The sequence below is a fragment of the Roseibium sediminis genome (assembly GCF_008711325.1).
Taxonomy (GTDB): domain Bacteria; phylum Pseudomonadota; class Alphaproteobacteria; order Rhizobiales; family Stappiaceae; genus Roseibium; species Roseibium sediminis.
Map to the genome: position 1 here is coordinate 97,022 of NZ_VXDB01000010.1, position 21,385 is coordinate 118,406.

Below are 21,385 nucleotides of genomic sequence, written 5' to 3' on the forward strand. Positions count from 1 at the left end.
AAAGATGCGGGGCGTTTCAAGCTTTTTCCTGCCGGAAAACCCGGCGTCAGGATTAGTTGACCTTGAGATCCTTGAAGGACTTCTCAACTGCTTCCTTGACCGGAGCAGAAACGTCGGTGCCCAGCTTCTGAGCCAGTTCCTGCATTTCCTTGGTCTGGGTGCTGAGGACATCAAACTGCTTGCGAGCGAAAGATGTCTGCAGCTCAACGGCTTCAGCAACAGTCTTCACACCCATCAGGTCCTTCAGGAAGGAGAAGGTTGCGTCGACGTTGGTGCGAGCTGCATCAACGGCCTTGTGGTTGAACTCGACAACGCCCTGACGGGACGTTTCGAAAGTGTCTTCCATCAGGTCGGTCGCGTCTTCAGCAGCGTTCTTGACCTTAGCATAGGCTTCACGAGCCTGTTCGATGGACTTCTCGGTTGCTTCACGGAAAGCAGCCGGAACTTCCATCTTCGGCATTGCAAATGCTTCGAAATCCGGGAAGGCAGCAGCCTTTGCAGCCTTGGAAGCGGTCTTTGCGGCCTTCGGGGCAGTCTTTGCTGCCGGTGTTACTGTCTCAGTCATGATCTCATCTCCAAAAATTACCGGACGCGATCAATCGAATTCATCTACCGCCTCGGGAGGTCGGCGGGCTGTCGTCATCCGCAACGTCAATATAGGAAATGATGTTGTGCATTGCAACATTATTTTGCGCTGCACAAAATATTTTATTCGGACGCCCAACAAAATCAAAAAGCCGCAGGTCTATTCCCGCGACTTTTCAACACCTTATCACTTATGACTTGGTTGCCTTACCTGCATCCTGCGCAGCTTTCACTGCCCGATCAGACAGGTCCCGGGACTGCTCGCCGAGGGCTTCCATCTGTTTGCGCATGAAATCCTGTTGCAGTGCCACAACCTGCTCCATGTCGGTTGCCTTGACCAGCGAACGAGCGAAATTGAAGGCAGCATCGATATGCTCTTCGGCATAGGAGAGGCTCTTGCGTTGCATGTCCCCTGCGCCGGACTGGACAGCAGAAGCGCTTTCTTCCGCCTGCGCCACAGCCTTTTGAGTAACACTCATGAATTCGTCAAAGGCCTTGCGCGCCTGATCAACGCTTTTCTCGGCCATGTCCCGCATTTGCTCTGGGACTTCGAAGCCGGTTTTGTCTACTGCCATGAGGAAACCTTCCTGATTGAAATAAAACACGGGCTTGAGATTTCACGCGTCTGCCCGCCTCACTTTGCTATCACGTCAGGCGGGCCTGCGGCAAATAACAAGGGGACACCGCGCAAAGGGATTAACCACGCTTTCATTCTAAAGGGGTTAAACAAGGCGTTTACATGGACGCCGAGGCAGATTCTCTGCTATTAATAAGTTGTTTACTATCAGGTGATGCACGCGGTGCCTAAAGTAGTCGACCAGTCGCTCAGAGTAATGTGGAGCTGAAGAATGGGTTTGTACGTTTCCAACTTTCTGGAACTCAGCCTCAGACCCGACCTAGTTTCCCTTGCAGACTCCCAACAGGCAGCCTGGGTTTTTTCGGATGACGGTTCACAGGTTCTGTGGGCCAACGCGGCGGGCGCAGCTTTTTTCAAAGTCGGCAGCCTGAACGCGCTGGAGGCATATCAGGGGCTTGCAAGGTCCCCGGCCCGGCAGCATCTGACACGAATTGCCACAAGCGGCTCGACCGAACGCCCGAGCCTTGACCGACTGCGATTCTACAAGGGGCTGCAGGTTGTTCTGCTCACCTGCCAGTGCAAGCGACTGGAACTGGCAGACGGCAAGAATGCCGCGCTTGTCATTGTCCCTGACACGTCTCACGCGGTTGCCGGCAATCCGCTAACGGCTTTCCTGACCCTGATCAGCGGCAATGACGAGACAGCCGTGCTGCTGGACAGCTCGCGCATGGTGGCAGCGAAGGTTGGAGCGCTGGAGGATCTGCCCGACTTCTGGCCAACTGCGCGCGGAAACGCCGTCGAAGACACAAACATTCTGGTGGAAGGCAATCTTCACGAAGCCCGGCTTGGTGGCCTTGAAGATGGCCGAAGCCTCGTCATTCTCAAGAACACCCCGAAAACTGCCGGGATCAGCGAAGAGAGCGAAACCCTCCCGCCAGTGCTGGAAACGCTTCCTGTGGCGGCAGTTGTTGCCCCGCTGATTGAAGAGAGTACTTCTGACGCCACAGATGTGCCCCTCGAAGGGACAGCCGAACAGGCGCTTGGCGTTGTTGAAGACGCTGCTGCTCAGCAGGATCAGACAGATCTGGAAGACTATCTTGATACGGTTTCGCCAGATGAATCCGTCCTTCCGTTTGCCGAGGATGCGGACGAAGCAGTGGCCGAGGCAGCGGCTACAGGCGAAGCTGAGCCAGCCGACATTGTTTCCTATACAGCTCATCCAACCAGCGACCTGAATCTGGAGGCCGACGAAGAAACGCCGGAGCCTGTGGACTTGATGGAGGCTGAGGCTGAGGCTGAGGCTGAGGCTGAGGCTGAGGCTGAGGCTGAGGCTGAGGCTGAGGCTGAGGCTGAGGCTGAGGAAATATCGCTGCAGAGCGACGAACTGCCAAGCGATTCGCAAGCCGAAGAGGCAATTGACGCCCCGGTGTCTGGTGAACCAGAGGCGTCCGCCTCCCCGGCGGAAGCCGAAGCGGCCCCGCTCATCACCGAAGTTGACGGCTTTCGGTTCCAGCAAAAGCGCCGTCCGGTCCGCTTCGCGTGGAAGATGGACCTTGATCAGCGTTTCACGTTCATTTCCGATGAATTCGCCCAGACGCTTGGAGCCGGCACCACCGATATTGTCGGAAAGACATGGGCGGAGGTTCGCGAGCAATATGGCGTGGATGGGCGAGCGAAGATCGCTCAGGCGCTTGACCGTCGGGACACCTGGTCTGGCAAGACCGTTTACTGGCCGGTGACCGGAGCAGCCCTGCGCGTGCCGGTCGACATGGCGGCCCTTCCGGCCTTCAACCGGGAGCGCCAGTTTGAAGGATATCGCGGGTTTGGCGTTTGCCGCACTGCCGACGCAAAAGAAGACCCGGATGGCATTTTCCAACCCGGACCTCATCTGCTTGATGCGTCCACGGTCGCCAACGAAACCGTTGAGCCTTCTGTTGTTGATGAGCCGGAGGCCGCCGAAGCAACCAGCAACCTCGCTGCTGCCGTGCCTGTTGCGGCCGCTGCAGTGCTGGCAACGGCGGGCGTGAGCGCGCTTGCAGGCGAGGCGCAGGAGACTGGTGAAGGGCCATTCGAGGAAAGCGAGAGCCCGGCAGAATTTGACACGGGTTCCGAGCCCTCCACCGAGGACACCTCCCTCGAATTTGCATCCGATGACGACGCACCGCATCAGGAACCGGAAACAGCTGAAGATGATCTTGCTGCGTCCGCGGACGAGGATAACGAGACAGTTGCGGCTGAGGCGCCAGACCAACCTGAAGAGAGCGACCGATTTGTCAGCAACGCGCTTGCAGGTGAATCCGATCTGATTGCGAGCGTCCTTGGCGGTGTGCCGGACACACCGATCGCATCCTCTTTCACCGAGAAGGCTGCAGAAGCCGTCGGCGAGATGGTTGAGGACGCGGAGGAGATTTCAGAAACTGTCGAAGAGGCGGTGCTTGACGAGGCCGAGACAGTTACTGAAACGCTGGACGATGCTGCGGAGACCGCCAAGACCGAGGTTACCGAAGCTGTCAACGATGTCCTTGGTTTCACCGATCAGGATGAAACTGCGGAGACCGAGGCGGCTGAGCTTGAACCGGGCGATTTTGCAGATGCGGAAAGCGAAGAAGAAACTTCGGCCGATGCCGATCCGGTCGTGACGGAGGCTGCATCCGAAAACCCCTGGATTGCGAACGTTCAGTCTGATGCCGAACCCGACGCGATTGATGAGCCGGAAATTGACACAGGCGAAACCGCGGCGGCAGAAGAATTTCTTTCCGATGAAGCTGATGAAACTGGTGTCGAGGACGAACCGGACCATGCGCAAGACGCCGGCTTGCCCCCTGTCGATGCCCCGGACGAGCCTGCCCTGACGGACGAGGCGCGGGAGGAGGAAGACGCAATCGGCGCTGATACAGATCTGGTTGAAGAGCACGCCATCGCGCCGGAAACGGAAGAGATAGCGACGGCCGCTGAAGAACCTGCTGACATTGCAGCCACCGAAGACGTCGTTCAGCCGCAAAAGGACAAGGCTCTTGGTGGCAACACATGGCTTGCTTCCCAGGCTGCAGCCCTGATCGGGCAGCTTTCATCCGATCGCAAGACGGGGCAGTCCGAGTTTGTCGCAGAGACTGACGAGACTGCAGAAGCACCTGTAGACGAACCGGAAGTCTTGGAAGCTGCAGCGTTTTCCGATGCCGACGATGCAGGTGCCGAGAGCGCTGTCGACGACGCGCAAGAAGACATAACGCCTCTTGAAGACGAAGGGGAAGAGCTGGCACCCCTCACTGAGAGTGCTGATACCGTTGACGCTACGGAGACAGCCGTCGATGAAGCTGACCTGACACCCGGGACTGAAAATCAGACAGCGCCTGATGCCTCGGTTGAGCAGATTTTCTCCGCCGAAGCTAAGGAAGAAATCGAAGGCATAAACGGTAACAAGCCCCTTGGCCACAAGGACATTGAAAGCGCGGTCAAGTCGCTCGCCAAGTCATTCGACGCCAAGAAAAAGGGCAAGCTTTCCCTGTTCCCGGAAGCTGATGCTGAAACCGAGATCAAGACTCCCGCTCCGTCCTCTTCGGAGGATGACGACGATGTCGTGAAGTCGGAAGTTGCAGCGACTGGCGACGAGGAGCTTGATTTCTTCGCCGAAACGGCAGCCCACAAGGAAACGGACGAAGAAACGTCCGATGCTCCGGCGCCGGACGACACTCCAACAGGGACCGTTATCCCGCTTGTCGGGGCTCGACCGCGTCTTGTGCCGGTTGATACCTCCAACCTGTCCCGGCCTGACCTCGCCGCGTTCAAGAAGATTGCTGAGGCGCTCGGCGCGCGATTTGAAGGTGACTTGCCCGGCTTTGATGACATGGAGTTCTTCGAGGAAGATGCATTGCTTCCTGCGGAAACCGTTCAATCCGGCCCGATCGATCCCGACCTTCTCGACAGGCTACCGATCGGAATCGCGATTGCACGTGACCGGGACGTTCTGTTTGCCAACGAAACCCTCCTCTCCGTTCTCGGATATCGCTCCCACAAGCACCTGACCGAAGCGGGCGGACTTGAAGCGATCTTTGCAGATGAAGCGGAAGACAGTTTCCCGGATGCGGACGGCATGGAAGGAACTGTCGACGGAGCCCTGAAAGCGCGCCTTGCCAATGGCGGGTTACTGCCGGTGGATGCACGCATGCATTCCGTTCCCTGGAACGGCGGCCGCGGCCTCATGATTTCCATTGTCCCGCGCCCAAATGCCGGATCGGCAGCCGGGGATGCAAAGACGGCTGCTGAATTGCAGTCCGCGCAAGATCAGATCGCCGAGCTGGACACGATCCTTGAAACAGCAACAGATGGCGTTCTGGTGCTCGACCGGCACGGCTCGATCCTGAAGGCCAACCGGTCTGCAGAAGCTCTTTTCAATGCCCACCGGACAGAAATGATCGGTGCGCCACTGGTGGATTATCTGGCCCCCGAGAGCCACCGTGCGGCCAGCGACTATCTCGATGGCCTTGTGCGCAATGGCGTTGCCAGCGTGCTCAATGACGGGCGCGAGGTGCTGGGCCTCCTTAAATCCGGCGGCCTCATTCCGTTGTTCATGACCATCGGTCGCATTGGGCACGAAGGGCAGGAGCGCAAGTTCTGCGCGGTCCTGCGCGACATCACCCAGTGGAAGACCGCGGAAGAGGAACTGACCAAAGCCAAGCGTCAGGCCGAAAACGCGAACTCGCAGAAGTCGGACTTCCTGGCCAAGATCAGCCACGAGATCCGGACCCCGCTCAATGCCATTATCGGCTTTTCGGAAGTGATGATGGATGAGCGCTTCGGCGAGATCGGCAACGAGCGCTACAAGGAATACCTGAAGGACATTCGCACCTCCGGCTCGCACATCATGAGCCTGATCAACGACCTTCTCGACCTGTCCAAGATCGAGGCCGGCAAGCTGGACCTTCAGTTCTCTGCCGTATCGATCAAGGATATCGTCAATGAATGCGTGGCGATCATGCAGCCGCAGGCGAACCGCGAAAGGGTGATCATCCGCGCCAGCCTGCCGGATTCTGTTCCGAATGTGGTCGCCGATGCCCGCTCCATTCGCCAGATCGTGCTGAATCTCCTGTCCAACGCCATCAAGTTCAACAAGTCCGGAGGACAAGCGATTGTCTCCACCGCCTTTGAGGACAATGGCGAGGTGGTGTTGCGTGTCCGCGATACCGGTGTTGGCATGAGCGCGAAGGATCTTGGCGCTGCCCTTGAACCCTTCCGCCAACTTCATACCGCCCGGCATGGCAGCGGCACCGGCCTTGGCCTGCCCCTGACAAAGGCTCTCGTTGAAGCAAACCGTGCCTCGTTCCGGATCGACTCCACCCCCAATCAGGGCACACTGGTGGAAATCAGCTTCCCTACACAGCGGGTTCTGGCGGAATAGACTTGAGACTTCCGATCTAGAAACAAAGCGCGATGGCCAGTCATGGCCATGGCGCTTTGTCGCATGTAATCGCGTGAATATCTCGAATTCAGCCGGTTTCCTGCAGTTTCTGACGATTGCTGCGAATATTTTTTTCCCTACCCTGCCCAAACATTCCGCTGCGACACGCTTCGTTTCAATCGGAAAAACCTGAACCTAAGATGCTGATTTTAGGTTCGAATTCGCTTCTTTACTGGAGGGAAATACTCATGTTAGTTTTGAATCATTCTAAACTATTGAAAACAAAGAACTTATTGACTTAGCGCGGTGTTCGAACCATATTCCGCCTGCCGAGACCATCAGGTTTTGGAAATGAGACGGGACCAACAATCCTGCACTAGGAGATTCAAATGCGTTCTACTGCACGTGCCGTATCCGGCCTGTTCATGCTCGCAGCCGCGGCTTCGGCCAGCGCACCGGCTTTGGCCGACGGCGAAGTGAACATCTATTCCTATCGTCAACCGTTCCTGATCCAGCCGCTGCTGGATGCCTTCACACAGGAAACTGGCGTCAAGGCAAACGTGATTTTTGCCGACAAGGGTCTTGGCGAGCGTATCGCCGCTGAAGGCGAAAACTCCCCGGCAGACGTTCTGCTGACCGTTGACATTGGCCGCCTCGACGGCGCCAAGCAGCTCGGCATCACCCAGCCGGTTGTCTCCGATGTCGTAAACGGTAACATTCCGGCCCAGTTCCGTGACCCGGAAGGTCACTGGGTTGGCCTGACCAACCGCGCACGCATCATTTATGCTTCCAAGGATCGCGTCCAGCAGGACACCATCACTTATGAAGAACTGGCTGATCCGAAGTGGCGCGGCAAGATCTGCACCCGTTCCGGCCAGCACGTTTACACCATCGGCCTGATCGCTTCCATGATTGCACAGCATGGCGAAGCAAAGACCGAAGAGTGGCTGGCAGGCGTCCGTGACAACCTCGCCCACAAGCCGACCGGCAATGACCGCGCACAGGTAAAGTCCATCTTCGCTGGTGAATGCGATATCGCCATTGGCAACACCTACTACATGGGCAAGATGGAAACCAACGACAAGGAACCGGAGCAGAAGGAATGGGCCAAGTCCGTCCGCATTCTGTTCCCGAATGCCGAAGACCGTGGAACCCACGTGAACATCGCCGGTATCGTTCTTGCCAAGCATGCTCCGAACAAGGACAACGCGGTCAAGCTGATCGAGTTCCTGTCCAGCGGCAATGCCCAGCACATCTATGCCGAGACCAATTTCGAATATCCGGTCACCCCGGGCGTGGAAGTCTCCGAGCGCGTGAAGAGCTGGGGCGAACTGAAGCCGGACACGGTTTCGCTTGCAGAAGTTGCCAAGCACCGCAAGACCGCCAGCGAGCTGGTCGACAAGGTTGGCTTCGACAACGGTCCGTCCAGCTAATCAGACCTGACGCACATTTGGAAAGGCGCTGCTTATCGCGGCGCCTTTTCAGCCATCGGGGCCCTCCCGTAGCCGTAAGACAGACCGAGACCTGAGAGGCACGCTGGTGACGTTCAACCAGACACAGTCGGGATCCGAAAAACGCTGGAAGTGGAGCGCCGGTCTCCTGTCCGGCGTTATCCTTTTTCCGCTCCTTGCCTTGGCCTGGATCGCCATGTCTCCGGTGGGGGACATTTGGGGTCACCTTCTCAGCACCGTACTGCCCGGTTCGTTCGCAACAACCATTCTCCTGATGGCGGGTGTCGGCATCATCACCATCGCCATCGGTGTCCTGACCGCCTGGCTCGTGACGATGTGCGACTTTCCCGGTCGTCGTTATCTCGACTGGGCCCTCCTCATTCCGCTTGCAGTTCCTACCTATATTGTCGCCTTCGCCTATGTTGAGGTCTTTGACTATACGGGGCCCGTACAAAGTCTGATCCGCTGGCTGTTCGGCTTCCAATCGGCGAGAGATTACTGGTTTCCCGAGATCCGTTCCCTGGGTGGCGCCATTTTCGTCATGAGCATGGTGCTCTACCCTTATGTCTACCTGACGACCCGTGCCAGTTTCCTGATTCAGTCGGCGAGCCTTCTGGATGTATCCCGAACGCTCGGCGCAACGCCGGTCTCCCTTTTCTTTCGCGTCGCACTGCCGCTTTCGCGGCCTGCCATTGCAATTGGCGCGTCTCTGGCGCTGATGGAATGCCTGAATGATATCGGGGCCGTGACATTTTTCGGCGTTCGGACGCTGACCTTCTCGGTTTATGATATCTGGCTGAACCGCTCGAGCCTTGCCGCTGCATCCCAGCTCTCGCTTGCCATGCTTTTGATGGTCTTTGCACTGCTCTGGCTTGAGCGTCAGGGCCGCAAGCGCCAGAAGTTCCATTCCACTGCAGCCGCGAAGCACAAGACGCCATTACGCTTCGAGCTTTCGACCGGCTGGGGCATTACGGCCCTTGTGGCCTGTCTTGTGCCGATTGTCCTTGGCTTCGTGGTGCCCGCGCTGTTGCTTGCGGATCAGGCCAGCAGGCGTCTGGAAGACATCTTTTCCGAGACCTTCGTCACGACCGTCAAGAACACCCTCGCCCTTGCAAGCGTAGCGTCTGTCGTCACTGTTGCAGTGAGTGTCATCCTTGCCTATGCCCTGCGCCTTCGTCCGGGCAACAAGCTTCGCTCAGCGGTCCGTTTTGCCTCGGTTGGCTATGCCGTTCCAGGCACGGTTCTGGCCATCGGCATCCTGATCCCGCTCGCCACCCTCGACAATTTCATTTCCTCCCAAACCAAGGCGTGGCTCGGCTTCGGCACGGGCTTGCTGCTTTCGGGCAGCGGTGTAGGCATCATCTATGCCTATGTCATCCGTTTCCTCGCAGTGTCCTATGGCCAGATCGAAAGCGGACTGGGAAAAATCTCCCCGCATCTCGACATGGCCGCACGCACACTGGGGCGGACCGAGACAAAGACACTCCTGCAGATCCACCTGCCGATCCTGAAACCGGTCCTCCTGTCTGCCTTGTTGCTGACCTTTGTTGACTGCATGAAGGAACTTCCCGCAACGATCCTGCTGCGCCCGTTCAACTTCGAGACATTGGCAACAACCGTCTTTTCAGCAGCATCGCGAGAGGCGTTTGGAGAAGCTGCCCTGCCCTCTCTTGCGATTGTTCTCGTCGGGCTGTTGCCGGTGATCTTTCTGGCGCGGACAAGTGCCTCTACCTTCCGAACCAAAACGTCCAACCGCAAGGGACCAACGGCAGCTGCCGTCTCGGCCTGATCAATCCGGAACAGGTATTGGGCAAAGAAAAAGGGCACCCGCCGGTTTCGGCAGGTGCCCTTCCTGTTTTGTCCAAGTGATCCGGTGATCAGACCAGCGTTGCTTCCGTAGAGCCCCGCACGTCCGCTTCACTGACGCCAGAGGCCAGTTCAACGATCTTCAGTCCGCCCTCGACGACGTCAAACACACCGAGATTGGTGATGATGCGATCCACGCACTTCACGCCGGTCAGCGGGAGGCTGCAGTTCTTCAGGAGCTTCGGATCGCCTGCCTTTGAGGTGTGGTCCATGATGACAACGACGCGCTTGACGCCGGCCACCAGATCCATCGCGCCGCCCATGCCCTTGACCATCTTGCCCGGGATCATCCAGTTGGCGAGATCGCCTTCCTGAGAGACTTCCATCGCGCCGAGGATCGACAGATCAATGTGTCCGCCACGGATCATGCCGAAGCTGTCTGCAGAGGAGAAATAGCTCGTCTGCGGCAGTTCGGTGATCGTCTGCTTGCCCGCGTTGATGAGGTCGGCGTCAACTTCGTCTTCCGTCGGGAACGGGCCCATGCCCAGCATGCCGTTCTCGGACTGGAGGGCGACGTGAATGCCTTCCGGGATATAATTGGAAACCAGCGTCGGGATACCGATGCCGAGGTTCACATAGAACCCGTCTTCAAGTTCTTTCGCAGCCCGCTGGGCCATCTCGTCACGTGTCCATGCCATGATGATGTCTCCCGTCTCAGGCTTCGCGAGTGGTGCGCTTTTCAATGCGCTTTTCAAAAGTGCCGACAACAATGCGGTCGACGAAGATACCCGGCGTATGGATCTGATCCGGATCGAGTTCGCCGGTTTCAACCAACTCCTCGACTTCCACCACGGTGGTCTTGCCGGCAGTTGCCATCATCGGATTGAAGTTGCGCGCCGTCTTGCGATAGATCAGGTTGCCTTCCTTGTCGGCTTTCCAGGCCTTCACAAGCGATACATCGGCAACCAGACCGGTTTCCATGATGTAGGTTTCGCCGTTGAAGTCCTTGTGCTCCTTGCCTTCGGCAATCAGCGTGCCCACACCGGTCTTGGTGTAGAAGCCCGGAATGCCCGCACCACCGGCGCGAATGCGCTCTGCCAGCGTTCCCTGAGGATTGAATTCAAGCTCAAGTTCACCGTTGAGATACTGCTTTTCGAAAGTCGCGTTCTCGCCAACATAGGACGACACCATCTTCTTGATCTGGCGTGTCTGCAGCAGCAGGCCGAGGCCGAAGTCGTCAACGCCGGCATTGTTCGAAATGGCCGTAATGTTCTTGGCGCCGGAATCGCGAAGAGCGACGATCAGGTTCTCCGGAATGCCGCACAATCCAAACCCTCCCGCCATGACGGTCATGCCGTCAAAGGCAAGGCCTTCCAGCGCGGACACCGCGTCCGGATAAATCTTATTCATACCAATCTCCCGAAGATTACATAGGCCGGTTGCAACGCAACATGGCCTCTCGCCAAATCGCCGTCAAGGGCCGTTTTCAGCGGTTTCGTGCAAAGCGGAAGGCACAGGCTCGCCCACCCGCGTCAACCTTGTTGGACGGTTTTCAACCGACTGGGATGTCAGTATTTGCAAGAGCAGGTGGAAACGGCTTAATAGATCAGGCGCAGCAGCGCAAAACGCTGGGGAATCAATGCGGCAGGACAATCCGCCGGAAAAGGACCGTCAAGAGTAGCGAAGGTGTATCAGCTCCTATCAACCATATTCAAGCTGAGCTTTTTCTCGCTTCTTCTGGGCGCGGGCCTGTCTGCGGTCAACATTTCCGCTGCAGACCTGCTTGCGCAGGTCGGCCTGACACCGGAGCGAATGTGGGAGCTTGTCCAGATCGGGATCAACTGGGCCGTGCCAAACATCCTGCTTGGCTCTCTGATCGTGGTGCCCGTCTGGATCGTGATTTATCTCTTCCGGCCGCCGAGCGGTTAGACCGCCCGGCAATCCGTTTCATTCAATGTGCGCCAAAGGCGGCACGCTCGTCCCGCTCACGCTGCGCCTGCTGGCGTTTGGTCACCAGAGAAGCGGCAATCACGCCAATCGTCACGAAACCGACAAGGATCGTGCAAACCGCGTTGATTTCCGGCGTAACGCCGAGGCGGACCTGCGAATAGATCTTCATCGGCAGCGTGGTCGCCCCTGGCCCCGTCGTGAAGCTGGCAATGACCAGATCATCGAGAGACAGGGTGAAAGCGAGCATCCATCCGGCGATCACACCGGGGAAGATGATCGGCAGAGTGATCTGGAAGAAGGTCCGCGCAGGCGGGCATCCCAGATCTTCCGCGGCTTCTTCGATGCTCTTGTCAAAGCCCACGAGGCGCGACTGCACGACGACGGCCACATAGCACATGGCAAATGTCGTATGGGCCAGCATGACGGTCCAGAAACCGCGTGTCTGGTCCATGGCAACGAAGAGCAGCAGCAGGGAAAGGCCCAATATGACTTCGGGCATCACCAGCGGAGCGAAGACCATGCCGGAAAACAGCGAGCGGCCGACAAAGCGACCGGAGCGAACCAGCACGAGAGCGGCCATCGTTCCGAACACCGTCGCCAGCGTTGCTGACATGAACGCCACGCGGAGCGTCACCCAAAAGGCATCCAGAAGCTGCTGATTGTGCAGCAGCTCAGCATACCACTTGGTGGAGAAGCCACCCCAGACTGTCACCAGACGGGATTCGTTGAACGAAAACACGACCAGCAGCACGATCGGCAGGTAGAGGAACGAGAATCCCAGGACCAGCGACGTGACATTGAACCAGGTAGGACCGCTTCTCATCCGTCTCTCTCCGACATTTTCTGCTGCTGGTTCTGGAAAAGAACAATCGGGATCACGAGGATCAGCAACAGGATGACTGCAACTGCCGATGAGACCGGCCAATCGCGGTTGTTGAAGAACTCGACCCACAAGGTCTTGCCAATCATCAGCGTATCGGAGCCGCCAAGCAGATCCGGGATCACGAATTCACCCACTGCCGGAATGAAGACCAGGAAACACCCTGCGATCATGCCCGGGATGGACAGCGGCAGGGTGATTTTCCAGAAGGCCAGCCATGGCGGGCAACCGAGGTCTTCGGCCGCTTCCAGCAATGTCTCGTCCAGCTTTTCCAGGCTGGCATAAAGCGGCAGCACCAGAAATGGCAGGTAGGAATAGACGATGCCGATATAGACCGCGATATTGGTGTTCAGGATCACCAACGGCTCGTCGATCACGCCGAGGGCAAGCAGCAGCTGGTTCAACAACCCTTCATTCTTGAGAATGCCGATCCACGCATAGACGCGGATCAGAAAGCTTGTCCAGAACGGCAGGATGACCAGCATCAAGAGCGTCGGACGCCACTTTTTCGGCGTCCGAGCCATGCCATAGGCGATCGGGTAGCCGACCAGCAGCGTGATGAACGTCGAGATACCGGCGATCATCACACTCGAGAGGTAGGACTTCCAGTAAAGATCGTCCTCAGTCAGGAACAGGTAATTCTCAACCGAGAATTCCTTCAGATCTTCAATCAGATTGTCCAGCCCGAGCCCAAGGTCAAACGTCGGAAAATACGGCGGAATGGCAATGGCGACCTGAGACAGGGAGATCTTGAAGACGATGAAGAACGGCGCAAGAAAGAACAGGAATAGCCAGAAGTAGGGCACCGCAATCAGCGCCCAGCCTCCAAGGCTGCGTTTCGGGATAGAGTTTCCGGATGCACTCGCCATGTCCGTCCCCTTATCCCGTCAAGATGACGCCGGCATCCCCATCCCATGACAGGGTAACCTTGTCATCCCAGGAGATCGGCTGCTCAACGGTGCGTGCAACATTGGCAACGGTCGAGCGCATGCTGGTGTCGCCAATCTTGTTATGGAAGATCGACATGTCGCCAAGATAGGCGATGTCCCAGACCAGCGCATTGGCCGTGTTCGGCGTACCGGCAGTGGCTTCGCCAACCGACATGCGAACCTTCTCCGGCCGAATGGCATACCAGACCGTATCGCCGACGGACGCATCGGTTTCCTGACCGCTGTCGATGACATAATCGCCATGAACCGCTTTCAGGCGGGTTCCGGTTGCAGAGCGCTCCTGAACCTTTGCCTCGATGAGATTCACATCACCGATGAAGTCCGCAACGAACAGGGAATTCGGGCTTTCGTAGATTTCACCCGGGGTAGCGACCTGCACGATCTTGCCGGAATTCATCACGGCAATGCGGTCGGCAACCGTCATGGCTTCTTCCTGATCGTGGGTCACAATCAGGAAGGTCACCTTCAGCTCTTCCTGAAGATTCATCAACTCGAACTGGGTTTCCTCGCGCAGCTTGCGATCAAGTGCCCCGAGCGGCTCATCCAGCAGCAGCACCTTTGGCCGCTTTGCAAGCGAACGAGCCAGAGCAACACGCTGGCGCTGGCCACCGGACAGCTGGTGAGGCTTGCGCTTTGCGAAGGTCTCCAGCTTGGTCATCCGCAGCATTTCAGCGACGCGATCAGCAATCTGATCCTTCGGCATGTTATCCTGCTTCAAGCCGAAAGCGATATTTGCTTCCACATTCATGTGCGGGAACAGAGCGTAGGACTGGAACATCATGTTCACGGGCCGACGATAAGGCGGCACCCCCGCAAGGCTCTGGCCATCCAGAAAGATCTCGCCCTCGGTCGGAGTTTCGAACCCGGCCAGCATGCGCATCATCGTGGTCTTGCCGCAGCCCGAACCGCCGAGCAGGGCAAAAAACTCGCGCTCATAGATCTTCAGGCTGAGATTGTCGACAGCGGTGAAGTCGCCGAAGCGTTTCGTGACGTTTTTGAATTCGATGAAAGGAACTGCTTCCGGATCATCCCATGGCGCAAACGAGCGCCGCACCGGTCCAATCGGTTTCTTGGCCAAGGTACACCCCCCTATTAATCCCCGGCAGGAGGAAATCGGCCCGACATCAAGCCGGGCCGAGTTCGATTTTTTTACTGACCGCTCTTCACGTCGGTCCAGGTCCGGGTCACCGTACGATTAATGCGCGGGCCATAGGCTGTTACCGTGTAGAGCTTGTTGACGGTTTCCTCGGTCGGATAGATCGCCGTGTCGCCGATGACGTCCTCATTCAGGAGGGCCTGGGACGCCTTGTTGCCGTTCGCGTAGTAGACGTAGTTGGACGCCTTCGCCATCACATCCGGACGCATGATGTAGTTCAGGAACTCATGCGCTTCCGCCTTGTTCGGCGCATCAGCCGGGATTGCCATCTGGTCGAACCACATCAGAGCACCCTCCTTGGGGATGGAATACTCGACGGTAACGCCATTGTCGGCTTCCGCTGCACGGTCACGCGCCTGCAGAACGTCGCCGGACCAGCCCACGGCCAGACAGATGTCACCGTTGGCCAGAGCGTTGATGTATTCGGAAGAGTGGAACTTCTGGATATAGGGGCGTACGCTTTTCAGCAGTTCGCCAGCCTTTTCGATGTCACCCTTTTCCTTGCTGTCCGGATCAAGGCCCAGATAGTTGAGCGCAGCCGGGATCAGTTCAGTCGGAGCGTCGAGAACAAACACGCCGCAATCCTTGAGCTTTGAGATGTTCTCTTCCTTGAAGACAATATCCCAGCTGTTCACCGGTGCGTTTTCACCAAGTGCGGCCTTCACCTTCTCGACATTATAACCAATGCCCGTGGTGCCCCACATATAGTTGATGGAATAGGCGTTGCCCGGATCGTATTTCTCGACGCGTGCCTCGATCTCCTTCCACATGTTGGAGATGTTGGACAGCTTGTCTTTCTCAAGCTTGGAGAAGACACCCGCCTCGATCTGGCGGGACAGGAAAGTTCCGGTTGGAACTACGACATCGTAGCCGGTTCCGCCGGCAAGAAGCTTGGTTTCGAGGATTTCGTTGCTGTCAAAGACGTCATAGACGACCTTGATGCCGGTTTCCTTGGTGAAATCCTCAAGGATTGTCTCGTCGATATAGTCCGACCAGTTGAAGACGTTAACCACTCGGTCCTGCGCCTGTGCTGCACCGGCCATCAGACCGACGGCTGCTACTCCCACCAAAAGACTCTTCAACATTTCCATTCACTCCAGTCCGGAAGGTTTCAGTTCGACACCTTGTTTTACATGCTCTTTATCTTGTTCTTTCGACAGCGCAAACGCTCATCGTGATCGCCACCCTGACATTCCAACAACCTTCTCGTCAAACAACATTCGGCCTCCCTTTCCGAATGGTGCAGACCAGTTAAGGTCCTGAAATCAGTCATCAAAGATAGGTTTGCCGCTCCAATGAGGAAATTTCACGGCCAAACTCGTTGAGTTCCTCTCTCTTGATCGCGGTCAGCACCTTGTGCATCTCTTCGCCCACGGCTTCCTTCATGCGAGGAGAGGCCTGAAATGCATCGATTGCCTCATCCATCCAGGGCGTCAGACGCTTGTGCTTTTTCTCGTAGGCGTTGCCGATCACTGGCTCGGGTGGCGACTTCTCCGCCCGCAAGCCTTCAAGCATGCCCGCCAGAATGCCGGTCAAAACGAGATAGGGATTGGCGTCAGCACCTGCGATGCGATGTTCGATTCGCGCAGCCTCGGGGCTGCTCGCCGGAACCCGGAGGGCAACCGACCGGTTATCGAACCCCCAGCAGATAGATGTGGGCGCGTAGGAGCCCGGCTGCATGCGGCGGAAGCCGTTGAAAGTCGACGTAAACAGAAGCAGTGCTTCCGGCATGGTCTCCAGAAGACCGTTGATCGCATGACCGATACGCTCAGCACCCGTTTCGGGATGCGAGAAGATGTTTTCGCCGTCTTTTTCCATGGAGACATGGACATGCATGCCATTGCCCGGCCATTCCACAAATGGCTTGGCCATGAAGGATGCCTTGAGCTGATGCTTGCGCGCAACGCCCGCAACGAGGCGGCGGAGAAGGACAACATCGTCGGCAGCCAGAAGCGGGTTGCGGCGATGGTGGAGGTTCAATTCAAACTGTCCGGGAGCTGCTTCGGAAACGGCAGCATCCGCCGGAATACCTTGCTCATCACACGCCCGGCGCAGATCATCGACCACAGGAAGCAGCGCTTCCAGATCGGAGAGCGCGTACATGTTTTGACGAGCCGGTCCAAGATGCGTTGAGAAGAGCGGCTTGGGCTGTTCCGTCCAGTCGCCATCGCTTTCCTCAAACAGATAGAATTCCAGTTCGAAGGCGCAGGTGGCGGTGACGCCGAATTCGTCGTGGATCCGGTCGATCATGCGCTTCAGCACATGGCGCGGATCAATCAGAAACGGCACGCCCTCACGGTCATACATGGACAGAAGGACTTGCGCGGTCTTTCTTTCGACCCAGGGAACCAGTTTCAGGGATTCAGGAACGGGCCAGCAGAGGCCGTCCTTGTCGCCGGTCTCGATGTGGAGTTCGGTCGACTCCACTTCCCGGCCCCACACATCAAGCCCGAACAGCGAAAAAGGAAAGGCCACTCCCTGCTCGAACACTTTTTCCAACGCGCTGCCCGGAAGCCACTTCCCGCGCAGGACCCCATTGGTATCGGGCAACACGACTTCGAGCGTGTCCAGATCCGGATGTTCTGCCAGAAACGCCTCGAAGGCCTTTTGCCAGCCCGGCTCCGCAGGGTGTTCCGGATCATGATGCGGCAGATCGACCATCGACAATTTGTTTTCCATCCCAAAGCTGATCGCTTTTCACGATTTTCGTTTTCAGAAAGTTTCATGCCTGAAGTAGCAATTGAAACATTCCTAAAAATGTGATCACTTTCTACAAGGGCTGTCAAGCTGTATCGACCGAACACGGCCCTTCGCCCTTGAACGCAACAGGTCCAGGCATTTGAAAGGCTCGACAGCGGTGGCAGTTTCTCCCTCTCGCCTTGACACTCCGGAACCCAAGCCACGCAACACGGCGCGACAGCAGGTTGACGAAGCAATTCGCACGGCCCTGCTGACGGGTCGTTTCATTCCCGGCAAGGCCGTCACCTTGCGTGGACTTGCCCTTGAACTGGGCGTCAGCCCCATGCCGGTTCGGGAGGTAATCCAGCGACTGGCCGCGGAAAACGCGCTGGAAATCCGGCAAAATGGCCGCGTTCAGGTTCCGCAAATGACGCCCCAGAGATTTGACGAAATCCTGAAGGCACGCCTCCTGCTGGAACCGGAACTGGCAGACATGGCCCTGCCCCTGCTCACCAAGGCTGACGCGAATGCTCTTGAAGAGATCGACAGCAAGATCGACGCCAGTCTTGGCACGGGAGATGCCGAGAGTTACATGCGCTATAACAGGGACTTCCACTTCCGCATTTACCGCAGCTCACGGTCTGAAATCCTGCTTCCACTGGCAGACAGTCTCTGGCTTCAGTTTGCTCCCTACATGCGAACGGTCTATGGCCGCGTCGGCACGGTCAATCTGGTCGACCAGCACAAGGAAGCAGTCCGCGCGATCCGCAATCATGATGCGACAGCCCTGAGACTGGCCATTTCAAAGGATATTGAGGACGGAATGGGTATTCTCGGCCGGGCTGGCTTACTCGATCAGTAAGGGTCGAAAACAGTCTGGATGTTGATACTTGCAAATTTTGTGATCACAAATTACCACTAGTTGATATGGCAATCGGAAGTCCCATGGACTGATCGCGGATTTCATGCCGGATGCAATTGCCAAAAGATCTGAACGGAGCCAGTCGTGAGCAAAGACCAAAACACGCCAACCACATCACCGGTAGACAGCCTGCTCGGTGTCCCGGACGGGGAAGCTGCGCGTGCCTGGCTCCGGGCACGCAACATTCAGGACATCGAGTGTATCGTTCCGGATCTTGCCGGCGTTGCGCGCGGCAAGATGATGCCGACCGAGAAATTCTTCTCCGGCCCGGTCATGACGATGCCGGCTTCAATTTTTGCCCAGACCATTTCCGGCGAATACCCCGAGGACGACGATCGCTTCCAGCACAACCCGGTCGATGGCGACCTCTATTTTCGCCCGGACTATTCCACTCTGACCTCGGTTCCGTGGGAAACGGACCCGACCGCGCAGCTGATCCATGATGCCTACACGCGCGACGGCGCGCTGGTCGAAACAGCACCGCGCAACGTGCTCAAGCGCATTCTGAAACTCTACGAAGACAAAGGCTGGGAGCCGGTTGTTGCCCCGGAAATCGAGTTCTACCTCGTCAAGCCGAACACCGATCCGGATTATCCGCTTGAGCCGCCGGTTGGTCGCTCGGGACGTCCGGAAGTCGGGCGCCAGTCCTATTCCATATCGGCTCTCAACGAGTTCGACGAGTTGATCGACGACATCTACGACCTGTCGGAAAGCCAGGGCCTCGAGATCGACACCATGATCCACGAGGAAGGCGCGGCACAGATGGAAATCAACCTGCGCCACGGCGATCCGCTGGCTCTGGCCGATCAGGTGTTCCTGTTCAAGCGCACGATCCGCGAGGCGGCCCTGCGCCATGACATGTATGCGACCTTCATGGCAAAGCCCATGTCCAGCCAGCCCGGATCAGCCATGCACATTCACCAGTCGGTGAAGGACAAGGTCACCGGCAAGAACATCTTTGCAGATGGCAATGGCGAGGAAACGGCAGAGTTCCATTCCTTCATTGCAGGACATCAGGCCTATCTGCCCCATGTCACCTGCGTGATGGCTCCGTTCGTGAACTCCTACCGCCGATTTGCCCGGAATTCGACGTCGCCGGTCAACGTGTTCTGGGGGTATGACAACCGGACAGTTGGCCTGCGTGTGCCCTATTCGGACCCGCAGTCCCGTCGCCTTGAAAACCGGATTCCCGGCTCCGATGCAAACCCCTATCTCGCCATGGCAGCGTCGCTGGCCTGCGGCTATCTCGGCATGACCAAGGGCCTCACCCCCGATGCGCCGCGCTCCGACTATAACAGCGACGTGCAAAAGTCCCTGCCTCGCGGCTTGCCGGAGGCTTTGGGCCTGTTTGAAAGCAACGAAGACATAGTCGAGGTCTTCGGCGAGCGCTTTGTCGCCACCTACCGGGCGATCAAATATGAAGAGTTCGAAACCTTCATGTCCGTGATCAGCCCGTGGGAACGCGAATACCTTCTCTTGAACGTCTAAGTCTGCCGCACCACGACCGTGTGCCTGCACATCTGGAGTATCCTGCCATGACGGCTCAATCGAATATCTATCCAACCGCGGCCCTGCAGGCCCTTGATGCGGCTCATCATCTTCATCCATTCAGCGACATGAAGTCGCTGAATGCGGAAGGAAGCCGCGTCATCACGCGGGCGGAGGGCGTGTGGCTCTATGATTCTGAAGGCAACCGGATCATGGACGGCATGGCCGGTCTGTGGTGTGTTCAAGTTGGCCATGGACGGACCGAGATCATCGAAGCGGTCAGCAAGCAGATGGAAGAGCTGGCCTATTACAACACGTTCTTCAAGACGACTCATCCGCCTGCGGTGGCCTTGTCCGAAAAGCTCGCGAAGCTGGCCGCTCCGCATATCAACCGCGTCTTCTATTGCTCCTCGGGTTCCGAGGCCAATGACACCGTGTTCCGCATGGCCCGCTTCTACTGGGACCAGATGGGCAAGCCGGACAAGAAGGTCTTCATCGGCCGCTGGAACGGGTATCACGGTTCGACGCTTGCCGGCACCAGCCTTGGCGGCATGAAGGCCATGCATGGCCAGGGCGATCTGCCGGTTCCGGGTGTGCGCCACATCAACCAGCCATATTGGTTCGGTGAAGGCGGCGATATGAGCCCGGAAGAATTCGGCATCCAGCGCGCCCGCGAACTCGAGCAGATGATCGACCAGATCGGTGAGGACAAGGTTGCGGCCTTCATCGCCGAACCCATTCAGGGCGCGGGCGGGGTCATCATGCCGCCGGACAGCTACTGGCCGGAAGTTCGCCGCATCCTGAAGGAACGCGACATCCTGTTCATTTCCGACGAAGTGATTTGTGGATTCGGACGCCTCGGCACCTGGTTTGGTTCCGACTATTACGGCATGGAACCGGACATGATGCCGATCGCCAAGGGCCTGACATCAGGCTACCTGCCGATGGGCGGTGTGATGGTTTCCGACCGTGTCAGTGATGCACTGGTGAACAAGAGCGGCGAGTTCTACCACGGCTATACCTATTCCGGGCATCCGGTCTGTGCCGCTGCAGCTCTGGCAAACCTCGAAATCATCGAACGCGAAGGCCTTGTCGACCGCGTTGCCAATGACATCGGGCCGTACCTCAAGAGCCGCTGGATGACCTTGGCAGATCACCCGCTCGTTGGAGAAGCCCGCATGAAGGGGCTTGTCGGTGCGCTGGAACTGGTCCCCGAAAAAGGCAACCGCAACAAACAGTTCCCGGATACTGGCTCTGTCGGCACCATCTGCCGTGACCAATCATTCAAGAATGGGCTCGTCATGCGTGCCGTCCGTGACAGCATGATCATCTCGCCGCCACTGGTGCTTAGCCATGAGGAGGCGGACGCCCTGGTCGACACAACTCACAAGACACTGGATGCCACTCACCAGATCCTCAAAAAGGACGGCTGGCTGGTTTGAGATCTACACACTCCAACTTCAGATGAAATCTGAGGCCGACTGTTTGGTCGGCCTCTTTTCCCATGATTTCCAATCTCGCCAGGAAATCGGAAAGCCTCGCTCGC

16 protein-coding genes are annotated in these 21,385 nt (G+C 57.5%); 7 read left to right on the forward strand and 9 right to left on the reverse strand.

What is annotated here, in order from left to right; genetic code table 11:
* Positions 1-52: 52 nt before the first annotated feature.
* Positions 53-565, reverse strand: coding sequence for a phasin (locus F0155_RS11870; RefSeq protein WP_150524728.1), 513 nt, complete (start codon positions 563-565; stop codon positions 53-55).
* Positions 566-776: 211 nt separating this feature from the next.
* Positions 777-1,160 (reverse strand): phasin family protein, encoded by a 384-nt coding sequence (locus tag F0155_RS11875; protein WP_150524729.1) that lies wholly within the window; start codon positions 1,158-1,160, stop codon positions 777-779.
* A gap of 273 nt (positions 1,161-1,433) precedes the next feature.
* On the opposite strand from F0155_RS11875, the gene F0155_RS11880 reads away from it, so the two are divergent.
* The 3 genes from F0155_RS11880 (at position 1,434) to F0155_RS11890 (ending at position 9,797) form a co-directional block, all read left to right on the forward strand.
* Positions 1,434-6,557 carry a PAS domain-containing sensor histidine kinase gene (locus tag F0155_RS11880; RefSeq protein WP_208999245.1) on the forward strand — a complete coding sequence of 1,708 codons (5,124 nt, stop codon included), beginning with the start codon at positions 1,434-1,436 and terminating at the stop codon, positions 6,555-6,557.
* Between the two features lie 425 nt (positions 6,558-6,982).
* The gene (locus F0155_RS11885) at positions 6,983-7,990 is read left to right on the forward strand and encodes a Fe(3+) ABC transporter substrate-binding protein (protein WP_425299922.1); all 1,008 of its coding nucleotides are present in this window, start codon (positions 6,983-6,985) and stop codon (positions 7,988-7,990) included.
* Between the two features lie 106 nt (positions 7,991-8,096).
* A complete protein-coding gene (locus F0155_RS11890) occupies positions 8,097-9,797 on the forward strand; it encodes an ABC transporter permease (RefSeq protein WP_150524731.1) in 1,701 nt (566 codons plus the stop codon).
* Between the two features lie 88 nt (positions 9,798-9,885).
* On the opposite strand, the gene F0155_RS11895 is transcribed toward F0155_RS11890, so the two are convergent.
* The gene (locus F0155_RS11895; RefSeq protein ID WP_150524732.1) at positions 9,886-10,512 is read right to left on the reverse strand and encodes a CoA transferase subunit B; all 627 of its coding nucleotides are present in this window, start codon (positions 10,510-10,512) and stop codon (positions 9,886-9,888) included.
* Between the two features lie 16 nt (positions 10,513-10,528).
* Positions 10,529-11,224, reverse strand: a complete 696-nt coding sequence (locus F0155_RS11900; protein WP_150524733.1) for a CoA transferase subunit A — start codon at positions 11,222-11,224, stop codon at positions 10,529-10,531.
* 276 nt (positions 11,225-11,500) lie between these two features.
* Here F0155_RS11900 and F0155_RS11905 point away from each other — a divergent pair, with 276 nt between their 5' ends.
* On the forward strand, positions 11,501-11,743 hold the full coding sequence (locus tag F0155_RS11905) for a DUF6460 domain-containing protein (protein WP_150524734.1): 243 nt from the start codon (positions 11,501-11,503) through the stop codon (positions 11,741-11,743).
* 22 nt (positions 11,744-11,765) lie between these two features.
* Here F0155_RS11905 and F0155_RS11910 read toward each other — a convergent pair whose 3' ends face one another.
* The 5 genes from F0155_RS11910 to F0155_RS11930 form a co-directional block, all read right to left on the reverse strand.
* Positions 11,766-12,587: an ABC transporter permease gene (locus tag F0155_RS11910; RefSeq protein ID WP_150524735.1), complete on the reverse strand. Its 822-nt coding sequence runs from the start codon at positions 12,585-12,587 to the stop codon at positions 11,766-11,768.
* Complete coding sequence (locus F0155_RS11915) at positions 12,584-13,513, reverse strand: ABC transporter permease subunit (RefSeq protein ID WP_150524736.1); 930 nt, start codon at positions 13,511-13,513, stop codon at positions 12,584-12,586. The genes F0155_RS11910 and F0155_RS11915 overlap by 4 nt, the downstream gene beginning before the upstream one ends.
* 10 nt (positions 13,514-13,523) lie before the next feature.
* Positions 13,524-14,672: an ABC transporter ATP-binding protein gene (locus tag F0155_RS11920; RefSeq protein WP_150524737.1), complete on the reverse strand. Its 1,149-nt coding sequence runs from the start codon at positions 14,670-14,672 to the stop codon at positions 13,524-13,526.
* A gap of 71 nt (positions 14,673-14,743) precedes the next feature.
* A complete protein-coding gene (locus tag F0155_RS11925) occupies positions 14,744-15,835 on the reverse strand; it encodes a polyamine ABC transporter substrate-binding protein (RefSeq protein ID WP_150524738.1) in 1,092 nt (363 codons plus the stop codon).
* Between the two features lie 187 nt (positions 15,836-16,022).
* Positions 16,023-17,411, reverse strand: coding sequence for a glutamine synthetase family protein (locus tag F0155_RS11930; protein WP_150524826.1), 1,389 nt, complete (start codon positions 17,409-17,411; stop codon positions 16,023-16,025).
* A gap of 178 nt (positions 17,412-17,589) precedes the next feature.
* On the opposite strand from F0155_RS11930, the gene F0155_RS11935 reads away from it, so the two are divergent.
* From F0155_RS11935 to F0155_RS11945, 3 genes are all read left to right on the forward strand, one after another.
* Positions 17,590-18,291, forward strand: coding sequence for a GntR family transcriptional regulator (locus F0155_RS11935; RefSeq protein WP_208999246.1), 702 nt, complete (start codon positions 17,590-17,592; stop codon positions 18,289-18,291).
* Between the two features lie 144 nt (positions 18,292-18,435).
* The gene (locus F0155_RS11940; RefSeq protein ID WP_150524739.1) at positions 18,436-19,839 is read left to right on the forward strand and encodes a glutamine synthetase family protein; all 1,404 of its coding nucleotides are present in this window, start codon (positions 18,436-18,438) and stop codon (positions 19,837-19,839) included.
* Positions 19,840-19,886: 47 nt separating this feature from the next.
* On the forward strand, positions 19,887-21,281 hold the full coding sequence (locus tag F0155_RS11945; protein ID WP_150524740.1) for an aspartate aminotransferase family protein: 1,395 nt from the start codon (positions 19,887-19,889) through the stop codon (positions 21,279-21,281).
* Positions 21,282-21,385 lie beyond the last annotated feature (104 nt).

Excerpts from the sequence above, each read along its gene's own strand:
- F0155_RS11870 (WP_150524728.1), bottom strand. The coding sequence starts at position 565 with ATGACTGAGACAGTAACACCGGCAGCAAAGACTGCCCCGAAGGCCGCA.
- F0155_RS11875 (WP_150524729.1), bottom strand. The coding sequence starts at position 1,160 with ATGGCAGTAGACAAAACCGGCTTCGAAGTCCCAGAGCAAATGCGGGAC.
- F0155_RS11880 (WP_208999245.1), top strand. The coding sequence starts at position 1,434 with ATGGGTTTGTACGTTTCCAACTTTCTGGAACTCAGCCTCAGACCCGAC.
- F0155_RS11885 (WP_425299922.1), top strand. The coding sequence starts at position 6,983 with ATGCTCGCAGCCGCGGCTTCGGCCAGCGCACCGGCTTTGGCCGACGGC.
- F0155_RS11895 (WP_150524732.1), bottom strand. The coding sequence starts at position 10,512 with ATGGCATGGACACGTGACGAGATGGCCCAGCGGGCTGCGAAAGAACTT.
- F0155_RS11900 (WP_150524733.1), bottom strand. The coding sequence starts at position 11,224 with ATGAATAAGATTTATCCGGACGCGGTGTCCGCGCTGGAAGGCCTTGCC.
- F0155_RS11910 (WP_150524735.1), bottom strand. The coding sequence starts at position 12,587 with ATGAGAAGCGGTCCTACCTGGTTCAATGTCACGTCGCTGGTCCTGGGA.
- F0155_RS11915 (WP_150524736.1), bottom strand. The coding sequence starts at position 13,513 with ATGGCGAGTGCATCCGGAAACTCTATCCCGAAACGCAGCCTTGGAGGC.
- F0155_RS11925 (WP_150524738.1), bottom strand. The coding sequence starts at position 15,835 with ATGTTGAAGAGTCTTTTGGTGGGAGTAGCAGCCGTCGGTCTGATGGCC.
- F0155_RS11930 (WP_150524826.1), bottom strand. The coding sequence starts at position 17,411 with ATGGTCGATCTGCCGCATCATGATCCGGAACACCCTGCGGAGCCGGGC.
- F0155_RS11945 (WP_150524740.1), top strand. The coding sequence starts at position 19,887 with ATGACGGCTCAATCGAATATCTATCCAACCGCGGCCCTGCAGGCCCTT.